Annotated in this window: 12 protein-coding genes; 4 read left to right on the top strand and 8 right to left on the bottom strand. The window is 48.7% G+C overall.

Annotated elements, in window-relative coordinates:
* From JWG39_RS12565 to JWG39_RS12550, 4 genes are all read right to left on the bottom strand, one after another.
* Positions 1–1057: amidohydrolase family protein (locus JWG39_RS12565; RefSeq protein WP_205219761.1), on the bottom strand; the 1057-nt coding region annotated here is incomplete at its 3' end.
* 14 nt (positions 1058–1071) lie between these two features.
* Positions 1072–2148, bottom strand: coding sequence for a cyclic dehypoxanthinyl futalosine synthase (gene mqnC / locus JWG39_RS12560; RefSeq protein ID WP_205219760.1), 1077 nt, complete (start codon positions 2146–2148; stop codon positions 1072–1074).
* A gap of 11 nt (positions 2149–2159) precedes the next feature.
* Positions 2160–3254 carry an aminofutalosine synthase MqnE gene (gene mqnE / locus JWG39_RS12555; protein ID WP_205219759.1) on the bottom strand — a complete coding sequence of 365 codons (1095 nt, stop codon included), beginning with the start codon at positions 3252–3254 and terminating at the stop codon, positions 2160–2162.
* Positions 3255–3377: 123 nt separating this feature from the next.
* Positions 3378–4703, bottom strand: coding sequence for a sigma-70 family RNA polymerase sigma factor (locus tag JWG39_RS12550; protein ID WP_205219758.1), 1326 nt, complete (start codon positions 4701–4703; stop codon positions 3378–3380).
* Positions 4704–5850: 1147 nt separating this feature from the next.
* On the opposite strand from JWG39_RS12550, the gene malQ reads away from it, so the two are divergent.
* The 3 genes from malQ to JWG39_RS12535 all read left to right on the top strand — a co-directional run bounded on the left by malQ (position 5851) and on the right by JWG39_RS12535 (position 9380).
* Positions 5851–7410 (top strand): 4-alpha-glucanotransferase, encoded by a 1560-nt coding sequence (gene malQ / locus JWG39_RS12545; RefSeq protein ID WP_205219757.1) that lies wholly within the window; start codon positions 5851–5853, stop codon positions 7408–7410.
* 85 nt (positions 7411–7495) lie between these two features.
* A complete protein-coding gene (fbaA, locus tag JWG39_RS12540; protein ID WP_205219756.1) occupies positions 7496–8527 on the top strand; it encodes a class II fructose-bisphosphate aldolase in 1032 nt (343 codons plus the stop codon).
* A 373-nt stretch (positions 8528–8900) separates the two neighbouring features.
* Positions 8901–9380: a PilZ domain-containing protein gene (locus JWG39_RS12535; protein WP_205219755.1), complete on the top strand. Its 480-nt coding sequence runs from the start codon at positions 8901–8903 to the stop codon at positions 9378–9380.
* A 43-nt stretch (positions 9381–9423) separates the two neighbouring features.
* Here the strand turns inward: JWG39_RS12535 and hflX are convergent, their stop codons facing one another.
* Both hflX and JWG39_RS12525 read right to left on the bottom strand, forming a co-directional pair.
* Complete coding sequence (gene hflX / locus JWG39_RS12530) at positions 9424–11055, bottom strand: GTPase HflX (protein WP_338032216.1); 1632 nt, start codon at positions 11053–11055, stop codon at positions 9424–9426.
* Between the two features lie 94 nt (positions 11056–11149).
* On the bottom strand, positions 11150–12793 hold the full coding sequence (locus tag JWG39_RS12525) for an NAD+ synthase (protein WP_205219754.1): 1644 nt from the start codon (positions 12791–12793) through the stop codon (positions 11150–11152).
* A 233-nt stretch (positions 12794–13026) separates the two neighbouring features.
* On the opposite strand from JWG39_RS12525, the gene JWG39_RS12520 reads away from it, so the two are divergent.
* On the top strand, positions 13027–13170 hold the full coding sequence (locus tag JWG39_RS12520) for a hypothetical protein (RefSeq protein ID WP_205219753.1): 144 nt from the start codon (positions 13027–13029) through the stop codon (positions 13168–13170).
* Positions 13171–13475: 305 nt separating this feature from the next.
* Here JWG39_RS12520 and mltG read toward each other — a convergent pair whose 3' ends face one another.
* Complete coding sequence (mltG, locus tag JWG39_RS12515) at positions 13476–14495, bottom strand: endolytic transglycosylase MltG (RefSeq protein WP_205219752.1); 1020 nt, start codon at positions 14493–14495, stop codon at positions 13476–13478.
* A 66-nt stretch (positions 14496–14561) separates the two neighbouring features.
* On the bottom strand, positions 14562–16949 hold the full coding sequence (gene lon, locus JWG39_RS12510; RefSeq protein WP_205219751.1) for an endopeptidase La: 2388 nt from the start codon (positions 16947–16949) through the stop codon (positions 14562–14564).
* Between the last annotated feature and the right edge of the window lie 86 nt (positions 16950–17035).

The raw sequence follows: 17035 nt of genomic DNA, 5'->3' as shown, positions 1-17035 counted from the left end.
CCCCCCCCTCAGTCGCCATCAACAGAATACGAGAAGGCGTAATCCCCTGGTCACTGAGTCGGCACATCTCCTGCCAGATATCAAGGTCCGGGTTGGAGGTTATAGAATCTGTACCGAGGCAGAGGCGGCCTCCGATGCTTTCTGCCAGCCTTACGGCGTCAGACTGCCCGACGCCGAGCCATCTGTTGCTCGATGGACAGAGGCAGACATGTGCCCCACTTCTTTCGAGGAGGGGAAAATCCTCTTCTATAAGGTTGGTGCAGTGTACCAGCAGGGTCTGATCATCAAGAAGGTTCAGTGCGGAGAAATACTGCACTGCAGAAGGAAACCGGCCGCAACGGGTAAAAGAACCATCCCAGGCATGACGCTTTTCCAGAAAATCACGGAAAATTCCGCTGTGCCTGGAGAGAAATTCCAGTTCGTCTTTCGTCTCGGAGGTGTGAATAGAGAAGAGCTGCCCATTTCGGCGGCAGCGTTTTTTCAGCGCAACAAGCAGTTCAGGAGCAACGGAATACGGCGCATGTGCAGTCAGATGGCAGGTCTCCGGCAGAGCAGCAATACGCTTTTCAGCAGCCTCTACAGCAGTTGCCACCGGTGCAATAATCTCCAGCATGCCAACAACTTCCGGCACAGCCGCCTCACCCTCCAGCCAATGAGACGATGGCAGAGCGTTGGCGATATCGCCAATCAGAACAACACCGTCATTGTACTGCCTGCGGGCCATCTCAGTGGCCGCAGCGCAGAGCAGCTCTTCACTGAAGTTACATCTGGTCCGCTCCGCCATGAGTTGTTCAACCCAGGCAGTAAAAGGTGTACCTGCCTGTGGTCTGGACGTACTGCTGTAAGCAGAGAGCTCAAGGTGGCAGTGAGCATTGACGAGGCCCGGCAGAATTGCTCCACGGTACCGTTCGTATACCGCATCGGCATATTTCTCCTGCAGCAGGGGACGCCGGCCCATGTCAATCACCCCCCCGTTCTTGTCAAGAACAACGCAGTTGCAATCCTGCTCTATCCCCGGGGGAAGAAGACAGATTCTGTCAGCCTCAATAATTCGCATCAGTCCTGCCAGAATCAGACAAGAGAATAATCCATGAAACGCTGCGCAGGAGTAAATCCGGCATCTTTCACCAGTCTGCGGATTTCTTCCTGCGAGAGTCGGAAAGTAACTCCCGCCGCTGCCACCACGTTCTCCTCAATCATGGTACTGCCAAAATCATTGGCTCCAAAGGAGAGGCTGATCTGCGCAATCTTCGCTCCCTGTGTTACCCAGGAAGCCTGAACGTTATCAAAATTATCAAGATATATGCGGGAAAGAGCCAGCATTGCCAGATACTCATGGGCGGTTGCCTTCTCAATCTGGCCTTCGTAAAGAGTATTGCCCGGCTGAAACGGCCAGGAGATAAATGCAGTGAAGCCACCGGTCCGATCCTGCAAATCCCGCACTCGGGTCAAATGAGCCAGTCGTTCCTCCATCGTTTCAACATGGCCAAACATCATGGTAGCGGTAGTACGCAAACCTTTTTTATGCGCCTTCTCCATCACTTCAAGCCACTCGCTGGTATTGCATTTGCGTGGTGAAGTCTCATTACGGGGGCGATCGTCGAGAATTTCCGCTCCGCCGCCGGGAATGGAGCCCAACCCGGCCTCAATCAGCGCGTCAAGAACTTCATCGACACTCTTCTTTGAAAGTTGTGCGAAATGCTGAATCTCCGGGGGGGAGAAACCGTGTACATGGATACCGAGTGAGTGCATGTAATGCACCATATCCACATAAAAATTTAGTCCAAGATCCGGGTGCAGCCCGCCCTGCAGCAGAATCTGTGTGCCACCAAGCGTTTTTGTCTCTTCAATCTTTTGTTTCAACTCTTCATTACTCAGCACATACCCGTGCGTATCGCCGGGGGCAACGAAAAAAGCACAGAATTTACATCCAGATGTACAAATATTGGTGTAGTTGATATTACGGTCAACGACATAGGTCACCCGTCCTTCCGGGTGCTTGCGCCGACGCACCGTATCGGCGAGTACCCCCAGCTGGAGCAGCGAGGCGTTGTTTGCCAGTTCCATAAACTCAGAGCTGTTAATACGGCTGCCCTCCTCCATCTTTTCCAGAAAGGTGCGGAGGTGCCCATTATCCAATTTCTTCATGGTGCCCTTCCTTAAAAAGTTTTGAGAACGTTATAGAGGGTGTCCCGCTCCACCGGAATTCGGCCAGCCTCCCTGATGAGACGGATAAGAGTTTTGTGACCAAGGGCCTGACAGGTGTCACCATCAGCCATGTGAGTGATGGTCTCTTCCTTGACAGTACCGTCCATGTCGTCGGCACCGAAGGAGAGCGCAATCTGAGCCACCTTCGCTCCGAGCATCACCCAGTAGGCCTTGATGTGGGGAAAGTTGTCGAGGAAAAGACGGGAGACAGCTATATTTTTCAGGTCCGTAACACCTGTTGTGGCGGCAATCTCCGACATCTGAGTATTTCTGGAATGAAAAGCCAGCGGAATAAAAGACATGAAACCGCCTGTTTCATCCTGGGTCCTGCGCAACACATCCATATGCTCCAGCCGTTCATCAATAGTTTCGATGTGACCGTAGAGCATGGTGGCATTACTTTTCAATCCAAGGCGGTGGGCAGTCTTCGCCACCTCAATCCAGCCGTCACCGGAGAGTTTTTTCTCGCAGAGAATTTGACGAATACGGGGACTGAAAACTTCTGCCCCGCCGCCGGGAATGGAGCCCAGCCCGGCATCTATTAACAGTTCAAGTGTCTTTTGAACACTGTTCCCGGAAACTTTGGCAAAGTTTGCAATCTCCACACAGGTGAAGGCTATGAGATGCACATCCGGCCGCACCTCTTTGATACCGCGAAGCATATCGAGATAGTACTCAAGGGGCAGATCAGGATGGCAGCCTCCGACAATATGTACCTCAGTAATTGGCTCATCAAGGTGTTCACGAATCTTTTTCTTCACATCATCTACACTCATCTCCCAGGCGATACCGGCTTCCTTCTTGCAGCCAAAGGCGCAAAATTTGCACAGGTTGATACAGATGTTGGAGTAGTTGATGTGCTGGTTGTAATTAAAATAGGCATTGTCACCATTTTTACGCACCCGAACGATATCAGCAAGGGCACCAAGGGCGAGAAGATCATTACATTCATAGAGACGGCGGCCATCCTCGACAGAGAGTCGCTCTTCATTTAAAACTTTCTGATGAATATCCCCAAGACCTCGTTGTTTTATATATTTTTCCATAATAAAAAAGACGGTTTTTTTCCCGGCTTTATACCTCAAAATTTAGAAGAAAAAATCGCAGGAGAGCGCAACCGAATTGAGAATCCCCTTCATGCTGTCTAAAAACCCTCTCTGCAGATTGCCTCAGTCAATAAAAAATTTCAACTTATCACGCCTGCTGGAATGACGCAGACGATTAAGCGCTTTTTTCTCGATCTGGCGGATACGTTCCCGCGAAACATTGAACAACTTGCCAATTTCTTCAAGTGTATATTCCGCCTTTTCACCAATACCGAAACGAAGGCGGATGATTTTCTCCTCACGCTCAGAGAGCGTTTCAAGAATATCATTCACCCTGCCGGTAAGCTCCCGGTTCTGCACCGCGTCGTAGGGCGATTGCGACTCCTGATTCTCAAGGAAATCACCGAGAGTGGAATCATCATCCCCCACAGGAGTCTCCAGAGAAATCGGTTCACGGGAGGCCTCAAGGATGGAGAGAATTTTGTCCATCGGCAGGCTGGTCGCCTTGGAAATTTCCAGAGGGGTCGGTTCACGCCCAAGTTCTTTATAGAGGGCATAAAATGCCTTGAAGAACTGGCTGCGCAACTCAAGAAAATGCACTGGCAGACGGATAGTCCGGGTCTTATCAAGAATTGCACGGGTTATTGCCTGACGAATCCACCAGCTTGCGTAGGTCGAAAATTTATTTCCCTTGGTATAATCAAAGCGGAACACCGCCCGCATCAGACCAAGATTTCCCTCCTGAATAAGATCAGCAAGTGTCAGACCCTGGTGCATATAGCGTTTGGCAATGGAGACTACAAGCCGCAGATTGGCTCGAATCATTGAGTCTTTGGCCACCTCAATACTGCGGCTGTAGGCTTCTATTTTCATCTGCAGTTCAATAAGTTCACGAATATCCGAATACTTACGGGATGAAACGGTCACATTATGACACATGTAATTCAACTGCTGTTTCTTTGGCTTCAACGTAGGATCACGTTTCTCCCACAGATCAATCCGCTCCCGGAGCACCCGCATCTCTTTAACGCCTGAATCATCCTCACGAATAGAAGTGATAATGGCATCGAATCCCTGCCGGATTGCTTTGGAATACTTTGCCTCTTCCTCAGGAGTGAGCAATTCAAACTGTCCCATTTCACGCAGATAGGTAGTGGTCGTTTCTTCAGCCTCATGAGCCTCATCGTCTGATGAGCTGACCTTGTCCTCCCGGGGGTTATCCTGTTTGGAATCACTGCTCTCCCACTCTTCTCCTGAAAGAGTGCACTTTACACCGCTCTTCTCCACGGAAACGACCTCAATGGATTGTTCCGTTAAAAAATTAAAAACCGACTCGATTTCACTGGGGTCCTTGACTTCATCCGGAAGCAGTTCATTCAGCTTGTCAAAGCTGATGCATCCTTCATCCTTTCCTGCTTTCAACAAATTTGCTTTGAGTTCCTTCAGCACAGAAAAAGCTCCCTTTTAAATTAAAAAAAACAAAACCTGACACCGCAGCGTAACCGGCTCAGGAAAAAATAAATCGTTATGAATCAATAATATACAACGTTTTTCTGCACAGCCAAATTGGAAAAAAATAAAATTACAGATCTCCCTTTCGGCTTTTCCTCTCTTCCTTCTTTTTCCTTCTTTCTGTAATACAATATTCATCATTTGCCATAACCGGGTTCAGGGAACATCGAACAATCCCCCCTCTTCTTTGTTCCAGGCAAACAACTATCCTCGGAGATAAGCGCCAGATTCCGATATCAAGTACAGGCGGGCAGATTTCCTCCTGCGCCTCGCATATAAACGAATGCAGGATGTTTCAAGGTTCCCGTATGTAATTTCAGCATATTGCACATACAAAAAACAGTTTTTAAATAAATCTTATATAATAAGCAGTAATACTGATGCCAGTACTGCTTTCCACGGGTTTTTGAAAAGTTCCGTTAATTTGCTTCGATGTCCTGAACTGCAGGATGTATTTTTTTTTGCTCCAATAATGAAAACGACAGTGAAGAAGTGGCGGGTTTTCTGAAATAAATCACAGTGTGAGTCCCGTTTTTTTAAGAGATAAAACTTCTGCACAGAGTAGAAATTTTGGGAAAGCAGCTACGGAATCGGTGCAGGGATCCTCCGTGGCTGGCAGGAACGAAAGAGAGGCTGTGTATCTCAACGCAAACCCCACCTCCCCCGATTCTTTTCGAACAATATAGTATTACTCATCCTCGTATAAAAATCAACGAACGAAATTTAAAGATGATGTAAATCGCTTTTTACCACATCTGCCTGCCTGCAGAGCAAGAACCTTCTCCGAGAAAAAATTAATACAGCACTGACAATCTTAATAATTCGAATGCACTGTGACATGGATATTATTATTATTTTGATTATAATAGTACAAGAATGGTTTTACTTCAGGGTACCTTGAAACAGCCTGCATTCGTTTGTATTCGAGACGCAGGAGGAAACCTGCCCGCCTGTACCTTGATATCGGAGTCTGCGCGTACCTCCGAGGATGATTTTTTGACTCAGTAATTTCCACTACTGAATGAATTTGACAAAAAGAAGCATATAGCTCCATAAATTTCGCAGTAAAAGAGGAAAAGAACCAATGAAACTGCAACGCATGAGCGGAATTCTCGCACACGTCACATCTCTGCCTTCACCTTTTGGTATAGGCGATGCGGGAAATTCGGCCCTCAATTTTCTCAATTTTCTTGAGCAAAGTGAACAGAGTTGCTGGCAGATACTGCCAACGGTTCCCACCTGTGAACACTTCAATCACTCTCCCTATATGAGTAATTCCGCCTTTGCAGGTAATCCCCTGCTTATCTCCCCTGAATCTCTCAGAGATGACGGCTTCATCTATGATGATGATCTCAACGACCACCCGTCCTTTTCTCCCTTCTTTGTCGAATTTGAGAAAGTATGCCAGTTTAAAGAGAAACTTATAGCCATTGCTGCAGCCAATTTTCAGTGGGAAGACTCTTCGTGCAGAAAATACGCTGCCGATTTTAACCGTTTCATCAAAACAACGAAATGGCTTCGTGACTATGCTCTGTTCATGACGGCAAAAGAGGTTTTCAACCAGGCTGTGTGGAACCAGTGGCCAGAGGATATTGCCGGACGCAATAAAAAAGCACTTGACGCCTTTGCGGCCGAATATCGCGACCGTATCACCTATTACAACGTAGAACAGTTTCTCTTCTCCATGCAGTGGAAGCGGCTGAAAGAAAAAGCTGACGAAAAAGGCATCCAGCTTTTTGGCGATGTCCCCATTTATGTCAGTTATGACAGCGTTGATGTGTGGGTAAATCCCAACATTTTTTTTCTTGATAAAGAGACGTTCAAGCCTGTAAGTGTTGCCGGCGTTCCTCCGGATTACTTTTCAAAAACCGGTCAGCGATGGGGAAATCCTCTCTACAACTGGCAGAGCAAATCGCCAGCCATCCGCAAAAAGATCTACGACTGGTGGGCTGCACGCCTTGCCCATACTTTTGAGATGGTGCATATCAGTCGCATTGATCACTTCCGTGGTTTTGAATCATATTGGGCCGTGCCCGAGAATGCCGAAACTGCTGAAACGGGCGAATGGCTGTCTGGTCCCGGAATCCGCTTCTTTGATGCCATGAAAAAACGGCTCGGAAACATAAATATTGTGGCGGAGGATCTTGGTATAATCACTTCGGAAGTAGAAGAACTGCGTGACAGAACCGGGTTTCCCGGTATGAAAGTATTGCTGTTCGCCTTTGACGGAAACCCGGACAACGCTTTTCTCCCGCAGAACTATGACACAGCCAACTGTATTGTCTACACCGGAACCCATGACAACAGCACTGCAGTCGGCTGGTATTTTGAAGAAGATCGAACTGATGAGGATCGGCAGCAGATGAAATCCTATGTCAACGGAAATCTCGGTGACAACCATCAGGTTCACCGCGATCTGATATATCTCGCTCACTCTTCCACAGCCTTTCTTTCCATAATTCCGTTGCAGGATGCACTTGGTTTCGGTAATGACTGCCGGATGAACACCCCTGGAACGACCGAAGGCAACTGGAAATGGCAATGCTCCAGTGAATACCTCACCGGGGAAGTCAGTACCTTTCTGCGTGAAACCACCCTGCGTTTCAATCGCGGTCGTAAAACTCCAGAGACTCCACTTTCATAAAAAAAATGATATATTACAAAAAATAGAGAATGGGCACAGAAGAGCCCGGTACAGACAGTCTAAATCCTAAAACAGGAGAATAATTATGCCAGTAGTCAATTATCAACAGTATTGTCAGATGTTGGATAACGCAAAGCAGAACAAATTTGCCTATCCGGCAATCAACACCACTTCGAGTGAGACTATCAACGCCGCGCTGCTTGCCTTTAAAGAAGCAAAATCAGATGGTATCATTCAGGTATCTACCGGCGGAGGCAAGTTTGGCTCGGGTCTTGGTGTCGGCGACGCGGCAAAAGGTGCCATCGCCCTTGCAGACTATGCCCGCCAGATGGCGGAGTATTATGATGTCAATATTGCCCTGCACACCGACCACTGCCATCCCGAGGCTGTGGACAGTTTCCTCGTTCCCCTGCTGGCCGAGTCAAAAAAGCGCACAGCAGCGGGACAGCCGCCAGTGTTCTCTTCTCACATGTTTGACGGATCGCCCATTCCGATGAAGGAGAATATTGCTCAATCAAAAGAAATCTTCAAAAAATGCAGGGAAATGGACGTTATCCTTGAGATCGAAATAGGGGTTGTCGGCGGCGAAGAAGACGGTCATGACACCTCAGGTGTCAAAAAAGAAAAACTCTATACCACACCAGAAGATATGGTCTTTGCCGCGAAAGAGCTCCTTCCCATCGGCCGCTTTCTCCTCGCAGCTACCTTTGGTAACGTTCACGGCGTGTATAAACCCGGCAACGTTAAACTTCAGCCCATTATTCTTAAAAACGGCCAGGACGCCATTGCAAAAGAACTGGGCGCAGATAAGCGCCTTGACCTCGTTTTCCACGGTGGTTCCGGTTCTGACTTGAAAGACATTCGTGATGCTGTTGACTACGGTGTGATAAAAATGAATATCGACACCGACACCCAGTACGCCTATACACGTCCGGTAGTGGACCATATGATGAAAAACTACGATGGCGTTCTCAAAATAGAGGGCGAAGTCGGGAACAAGAAGGTGTACGATCCCCGGTCATGGGGTAAAAAAGGAGAACGCAACATGGCAGACCGTATCATCCGTGCCTGCGAAGACCTTCGTTCCTCCGGAACCAGTCTTGGGAAAAATATCTGACACGCAGTCTGCTTTTCATTGAATGCGTGGATTCCCACGCATTCAATTACACGATTCCAAACTGGTGAAAAATATCTGTTGATGTTGCTCAGATATTCAGTTATGAAACCGCCATCATGCTCTTGGGAAAAAGGTTAATTGGGTTGAATTTCCTTATATTTTTTATTAAAAGAAGAGCTGAAAAGAATCAATTATTCAGCAAGAAACTAAAATCTAGAAAATGTGGCCACGAATAACAGCTTCAGGCTGGTATTACTCCACAGATGGACAGGGAAACGAAAGATTTACTCTCCTGCTTTAACTATGACTTGCGTTTAACATTGAGCAGCCAGCTGCATCGAAAAAGGAGAAGAATCCAGAGGAAGGAGTTACTGTGACTGACACCAGAAAAAGCGAAAAGACCTACGTAAGAGAAGATAACAAAGCAACAATTATCTGCCCTGAATGTGGTTTAAGCAGACATATCTCTGTGGCGGGGCTGCGCGACAAAAAACACCGCATCAAAGTACGTTGCAGTTGTGGCTATACTTTCGAACTTAACCTTGAATTTCGCAGGAATTTCCGCAAGAAAACTGATTTTCCGGGGAATTGTACTTTTGAAAAGGATACCAGGAATATTCGTGTTATTGATCTCTCAATCAGCGGAGCCTGTTTTGAGGTGCGGAGTCCCCACGATATTAAACCGGGAATGGAGGGTGAACTTCTTTTAACCCTTGATAACCGCAAGATGTCAAGTCTCTACCGCAAAGTTGTCATCCGCACCGTCAACGGCAATCGTATAGGTTGTGAATTCCTTGATTCCAATACGCCTTCAAGAGAACTCGGTTTTTACATGATGCCGACCCCCGATTGAACATCTTCGTTTATTTTGTGTAACACTGTGACGGGCCTGCAATTTACAGTCCCGTCGCTTTCCCTCCGAGGTATCGTTCTGCTTCCAGAAGAAAACTTTCCAGCGTCTCTGGATGTTGTGCACTCACCAGCAGCCCTTCTTTCGCTACTGTCATCTCCAGCAGTTCCCGATCCTCAACAAGATCTATTTTGTTAAAGAGTTTCAACACAGGTATTGAACCAAGGTCAAGCTGCTGCAGAATATCCTCTACCACCTGCATGTGCTCCCTGTACAGGGAGTTTGAAACATCAACCACATGCACCAGCAGGTCAGCCTCCTGCAGTTCTTCCAGCGTTGCCATAAAAGCCTGCATCAAATCTGCGGGCAGATGACGGATAAAACCCACGGTATCAGTGAGAATTACCTCCATTTCGGTGGGAAAGCGCATCCGGCGGCTGGTAGGGTCAAGAGTGGCAAAAAGCTGATCCTCCGTATAGATATCGCTCTTTGTCAAAGTATTGAGCAACGTAGATTTTCCGGCGTTGGTATAGCCTACGAGTGAAAGCACCGGCAGGTCACGTTTACGCCTCTGTCCCCGACGGCGATAACGTTCAAGGCTCACCTGCTTGAGTTCACGGGCCAGGCGGGCCAGACGGTCATTAATACGACGACGGTCAATCTCCAGTTTGGTTTCTCCCGGCCCCCTTGCACCAATTCCGCCGGTAAGACGGGAAAGAGCATCATCACGGCTCGACAGGCGGGGCAGCATATATTTCAGTTGCGCCATCTCCACCTGCAGTTTTCCTTCTCGACTGGTGGCCCGCCGGGCAAAGATATCAAGGATAAGCTGGGTGCGGTCAATAACCCTCATATCTGTAAAATTGGTAATTGAACGAATCTGGGAGGGGTTAAGCTCCTCATCAAAAATCAGCAGGTTGGCATTAAGCTGGAGGGCGAGAATCATTATCTCGGCCAGCTTTCCCTTCCCGAGAATAAGGCGGGGATTGATCTTCCTGCGCCGCTGCAGTACCTGATCCAGCACTTCAACCTCTGCCGAACGCGCCAGTTCGGCCAGCTCAGTGAGCGATTCCTCCGCGTGCAGCCGTGGCTCGGTGGAAACAGAGACGAGGATCGCACGGTCTCCCTTGCTCTCTACCCTCCGAGACGTGCTCACACGACTGAATTCCCCCTCAAGGGCAGCAATCAGCTCCTCCGCAGAATCTTTCTGCTGTGCCGGATGTACCGATGTAAGAAAACTCCACCCCCTGCCCTCTTCAACTTCAGGCAGCAGATGAACGGTGTGCAGCAAACGGGGCAGACCGTCTTTTCCCACTTCAAGCATGGAGAGCAGATCGAGCCGAAGAAAGAGCAGGTCCATCAGGTCTTCTTCACTGATCATCTCCCCGCCAAGATGGGTATGTACAAGGCGCAGTCCGCGCAGGCGGCCACCTGCTGCACGGATATTCCCCAGTGACGGAATAACTATCTGCGCATAGTCCCCGACAATGAGCATCTCCACCTTGCCGGCACGGTTGATCAACAGCCCGAGCTGGCGGTTCAATTCAAAACTCAGCTCCGCCAGTGTCCTCGCCATCTCCGGACTTATAATCTGTTCGCGCCCGCTTTTTCTTCTGGCAAGTCGCTCCAGTGCTTTAATCTGGCGGGTCTTCAGCCCGTTAAGATTCCCTTCAATCACTAAATTGTTTCCTTCCTGCAGTCCTCAAGGACTGCGTTGAAGATGTGTGGTTCAAGATCTCAAATCCTCCTTCCGCAAAAATCAATACAGTAGATTACCCTCTAAAATTTTGCACATTAGGATAACGTCGACCGATACCAAATGCCCGAGGGCGCACCTTCAGACCGAGAGCGGCCTGTTTCCGTTTATACTCATTAATGCGGATTCTGCGCAGGACATCTTCCACCATTACCCGCTCAAACCCGGCGGCAACGATCTCCTCGATACCCTTTGCTTCCTCAATGGTCATGACAATGATCTGATCAAGTTGATCGTACTCGGGAAGCTCATCCTGATCCTTCTGCCCCGGCTTCAATTCGGCCGAAGGCGCCTTCTCAATAATGCTCTGAGGAATTACTTCTCCGCCCCGATTGGCGTAGCGGGAAAGCTCATAAACATCACCCTTGAGCAGATCAGAAATAACCCCCAGTCCGCCGCACATATCACCGTAGAGAGTACAGTATCCCACAGCGATCTCACTTTTGTTCCCGGTGGTAAGCAACAGATGACCAAATTTATTTGAAATGGCCATTAACAGATTGCCGCGAATCCGCGCCTGCAGGTTCTGCTCAGTAACATCCTCCTCCCGTCCCGCAAAGAGACCGGCAAGCTGCGTATTAAAGGCAGCGAAAAGGTCCCCGATAGGCTGCACCTCGAAATGAACTCCGAGGTTTTGAGCAAGTGCACGCGCATCATCCATAGACCCCTGTGAACTGTAGGGAGAAGGCATGGCTACGGTGAGGACATTCTCCGCGCCGAAAGCCTCCACGGCGAGAACTGCGGTGAGTGCGGAATCAATTCCGCCGGAGAGCCCAAGGACAGCAGAGGTGAAACCATTTTTCCCCGCATAATCTTTTACCCCGAGCACAAGGGCATCCCACATGGCAGAGGTTTGTGTGCGTTCCACAGTTTCATGCAGCTCTCCTTCTCCCGTTTCTGTATTGTACACGACCATATCTTCTGCAAAACCTTTCGCCCGGGCAGCAATCTCTCCGTTCGCAGTCATGACAACACTGCGGCCATCAAAGATCAGTGAATCCTGACCGCCGACCTGATTGCAGTAGAAAAAGGGAAGATTATGGACAAAGCGAAATCTATCGAGAATGGCAAGACGCTGAATATATTTCCCTCGGGTGAAGGGAGAAGCGGAGATATTAATAATACCACTGAGGTGACACCCCTCCTCCGAGGCGCAGGCAAGGATATCATTCACCGGATTGACATCATATCCAGGCATTTCTTCGGCCCAGATATCCTCACAGACCGTCACCCCAAAGGAAAGTCCGTCCACTTCATAAAGCGAAGTCTGAGTATCGGTGGTAAACCAGCGGGCCTCATCAAACACATCGTAGGTGGGAAGCAGTTTCTTGGTGCTGCGATGAACAACCACCCCTCTGCGATATACGGCGGCACAGTTATAGAGTCGGCGGGGCTCACCATATTTAGTGTAGATACACCCCAGCATCACATCAATATTCGGCAGCTGCAGGGCGAGCTGATCAAGGGCAGCATCCTGTGCTTTAAGAAAAGATTCCCGCTCAAGCAGGTCCTGTGGAGGATATCCAGACACGGACATTTCCGGAAAGACTGCAAGTCGGCAGCCAGCGGCAGCTGCCTGCTCCGCGCCAAGACGAATTTTCTCACAGTTTCCGGCAAAATCTCCGACAATGCAATTTATCTGAATAAGGGCAACTTTCAAGGGAACCTCCTGGGCCGATTGGATTAAATGTTGCCCCTGGTTTTACCTTTTTTTGAAACATTTTTCTGCTCTTATTTGTGATTTTTACCCAGATCTTTCGTAAGTTCTCAATAAGCCGTGGACGTATGTAATTTCAGCATGTTACGTATACAAAAAACAGTCTTCAGGCAGATCTTATAAAAAAAGAAATACTCTTATATCTTTATTCCTTTTGGGTAATTTCTCAAAAAGTCATGGAAAAAGACAAAAGGAAGAAAGAAAAAAAGCAAAAGATTTCCAAGCAGTCGTATTTTCTGGTCAGTAAAAAATGTGATTGGTATAACAGCGGGATTGGGGAAATTATGCCGCCGTTTGTGGGGATTGGGACGGCGTGGTGATTTTCGCGGCGGTGTGTAGACAAGGCATGCCTTGTCTCTACGGTGGTGATGGCGATCGTAATGGGAAAAAGAGACCGTAACCGAATACGAGATAATGGTAATCCGTTACACCCGAAAACTGACACTATTTACATTTTGTATTAACCACAGAACGTAAAGATAGAACAACAGTAATTCTCTGTTTAATTTTAAAATCTTTTTTAAAATTTTTTGCCTTTATTCAAATATTTAGAGCTTTCCTTTGGCAAAAAGTTTTTCGCTGTTCCGTCTTTTGCTTTTCCCTGTCTCCTGTTTCCTTTCTCCCGTTACCGCTGGAATTTATTGACTGCATTAATATGATCACGCAGAGTCCTTGAAAATTTATGGGTTCCATTATTTTGGGAGACAAAATAGAGGGCGTCAGTATTGGCCGGTTCCAGCACAGCAAGCAAAGCTGCCCGTCCAGGATTGGAGATGGGACCAATTGGCAGACCGTGAATGACATAGGTGTTCCACGGAGTTTTATGGCGAATCAAGGAACGGGTTATTTTCCCATCATAATTTTCTACACCATAAACAACAGTGGGATCGGACTGCAGGCGCATCTTCTTCTTCAATCGATTCAGAAAAACCCCTGCAATAATCGGCCGTTCGAAAGCGGCATACGTCTCTTTTTCTATCATTGAAGCAAGAATTACCGTACGGTTGCGATTCGGTACCGGATATCGCCCTGTTACCAGTTTTCCCCAGACATTACGAAATGTCCCGACCATCATGGCGATAATCTTTTCCGCACTGCGCATCGATTTGGGAACGGAATAGGTGGCTGGAAAAAGAAATCCCTCAAGGCTGTTCATATTGTACATGCCGAGGCTGGAAATAAACGCCTCATTGTGACAGAGGGAGATAAAACGTTCCTTATCACACCAGCCCTTGTCGGCAAAAAGTTGAGCAGTCTCCTTGATATTCTTTCCTTCAGGGATGGTAATCGAATACTCCACCGAGTGAGCGGTAGAAAGCAGGCTGATAATCTCCTCCGGATTAGCTCCAGTCGGCAACAAAAACTCTCCCGCCTGCAGGTGACCGGCGCGACCGGAAATTTTCGCCATGAGAAGAAAGCGAATATCATCGTGGATTACCTGTTTCCCGGCAAGAATCTTCTCAATCTTGCGAACCGAACTTCCCTCGGGGATTTCTACAACCACCGTCTCCGAACTCATCTTCGGTCCTGGTGTCCATGCATAGTCGTAGAACCACAGACATCCCCCTGCCCCCGCCATAAGCAACAGGCCCAGGACCAGAAGGATACTGAAGGTAAAAACACGAAGGCGCGACGCCCGTTTCACAGGCGCCCGCTTCGATTGGTAACAGTCAGGTTTTTCGTACTTGTGCTGCGACGTCATACAGATCTTTTATTTCTTTCCGCCAAGGGCTATTTTCACGACTTCATCCATGTTCTTCACCGGATAAAAAGTGAGTTGTTTACGGAGTTCCTCCGGGATCTCCACGAGGTCATTTTTGTTCTGCTCGGGGATAATAATCTTATTGATATCCGCCCGCAAAGCAGCCAGAGCCTTCTCTTTCAAACCTCCGATAGGCAGTACCCGTCCCCGCAGGGTTATCTCACCGGTCATAGCAAGATGCCTGCGCACTTTTTTATTGGTAATAGCTGAATAGAGTGCAGTGGCGAGGGTAATTCCGGCAGAAGGTCCGTCTTTGGGAATTGCTCCGGCTGGCACATGGATATGAAAGTCATGCTTTTCAAAATAGCTGCCATCCGCATCAAGACCAAGATCCTCCGTCCGACTGCGGCAGTAGGTCAGCGCCGCCTGGGCAGACTCTTTCATCACATCTCCAAGCTGTCCGGTGAGGGTAAGTTTCCCTTTGCCAGGCATGATGTTGACTTCAATCTCCAGAATTTCTCCGCCAATCTCCGTCCACGCCAGACCGGTAACCAGACCGGGTTGTTCAAGGCGTTCCAGCTCGGATTCGGGGATGGTCTTCGGCGGGCCGAGATACTTCTCTACATTACGTTTTGATACGGTGTAGGGTCCACGGCCGCCTTCTGCCACCTTGCGTGCAATTTTGCGGCAGACCGAGCTGATCTCCCTCTCAATGTTACGCAATCCCGCCTCGGCCGTGTAGTGAGTAATCATATATTCAATAGTATCATCACTCATCTTCAGCTGAGATTCCTTGAGCCCATTCTGCTTGATTTGTCGCGGCAGCAGATAGCGCCGCGCGATAACCCCCTTCTCCTCAAGGGTATAGCCGGAGAGACGAATAACCTCCATACGGTCAAGCAGCGGGCTGGGAATGGTATCAGTCATGTTGGCGGTGGTAATAAACATCACCTTGCTCAGGTCAATCGGCATATTCATATAGTGGTCACTAAACTCGGAATTCTGTTCCGGGTCGAGTACCTCAAGAAGCGCCGAAGAAGGGTCACCCCGATAATCCGACCCCACCTTGTCAATTTCATCCATCATGAGAATTGGATTATTGGAACCGGAGATTTTCAGGGCCTGAACAATACGCCCCGGCATGGCTCCAATATAGGTGCGCCGGTGACCACGAATTTCGGCCTCGTCACGCATTCCACCGAGAGACATGCGGTAGAATTTACGCCCCATTGCCCGGGCCACAGACTTGCCCAGAGAAGTTTTACCAACCCCTGGAGGGCCGACGAAACAGAGAATGGGTCCCTTGGTCGATTTATTCAGTTTGCGTACGGCAAGATATTCAAGAATACGATCTTTAATCTTCTCAAGACCGTAGTGATCATGGTCCAGCACCTCGCGGGCATGGGCAAGATCAAGAACATCTTTGGTACTCTTCTTCCACGGCAGATCAAGAATCCAGTCGAGATAGATACGGATGATGGTTGCCTCCGAAGAGTCAGGATGCATCATGTCCATACGCTCCAACTGACGTTTGGCTTCTTTGCGCACATGCTTCGGCATCTTTTTCTTTTTCAGCCGGGCCTGGAGCTCTTCAATCTCCATGCTGCGATCGTCAGTATCACCGAGTTCTTTCTGCAAAGCATGGAGCTGCTCGCGCAGGTAATATTCCCGCTGAGACTTGCCCATCTCCTCTCGCGCCTCACTCTGAATACGCGCCTGCACCGTGCTGACCTCAAGTTCCTTGGTCAGCAGATCGTTGACAAGGCTGAGTCGAAGCACAGGATCGGTCTCTTCAAGGATGCGTTGAGATTCGTTCACCTTCAAACGCAGATTGGAACCCACGAGATCGGCAAGACGGCCCGGTTCCTCGATGTTGTTGATAATCATCATCAGGTCAGCAGAGAGGATGCCGCGCAGCGACATAATCTTTTCAGTCTGTTCGCGGACGTTGCGCATCATCGCCTCAACTTCCACGGTAACTTTTCCGCTCTCCCCGTCTTCCATCACATCAACCGACACCTTGAAGTAGGGGCTGGTACTGACATATTTACTGATGCGAACCTTCGCCATCGCCTGAATGAGCACCTTAAGACGGCCATCCGGAAGCTTGAGGGTACGCATGATCATGCAGACCATGCCCACATCGTAAATATCATCGGCGGAGGGATCATCTTTTGAGGCATCCTTCTGTGCGACAAGCATCAACAGCTTATCGTTTTCCATGGCTGCATTCACCGCCTCAATAGAGCTGGTTCGGCCGACAAAGAGGGGGATAATCATATAGTTGAACACCACCACATCCCGCACAGCCATCATCGGCAGCACATCGGGGATATCCAGGTCTTCATTGCTGGTGAAGTCGTCCATGCCAATACTTAATGAATCGTTAAATTCCACGTCAAAAAACCTCCAAAAATATATCTTAAAACGTCCCTGCGACGTCTACTGACTCAATATGTTGACATCCTTTCCGGCCTAAAGGG

The organism is Desulforhopalus vacuolatus, assembly GCF_016918505.1.
GTDB classification, from domain to species: Bacteria; Desulfobacterota; Desulfobulbia; order Desulfobulbales; family Desulfocapsaceae; genus Desulforhopalus; species Desulforhopalus vacuolatus.
Note: the sequence above shows the minus strand (reverse complement) of the source record. Positions and strands in the feature narration are given on the sequence as shown.

Bases quoted from the DNA above. Each gene is read 5' to 3' on its own strand.
- mqnC (WP_205219760.1), bottom strand. From the start codon at position 2,148: ATGAAGAAATTGGATAATGGGCACCTCCGCACCTTTCTGGAAAAGATG.
- mqnE (WP_205219759.1), bottom strand. From the start codon at position 3,254: ATGGAAAAATATATAAAACAACGAGGTCTTGGGGATATTCATCAGAAA.
- malQ (WP_205219757.1), top strand. From the start codon at position 5,851: ATGAAACTGCAACGCATGAGCGGAATTCTCGCACACGTCACATCTCTG.
- fbaA (WP_205219756.1), top strand. From the start codon at position 7,496: ATGCCAGTAGTCAATTATCAACAGTATTGTCAGATGTTGGATAACGCA.
- JWG39_RS12520 (WP_205219753.1), top strand. From the start codon at position 13,027: ATGGAAAAAGACAAAAGGAAGAAAGAAAAAAAGCAAAAGATTTCCAAG.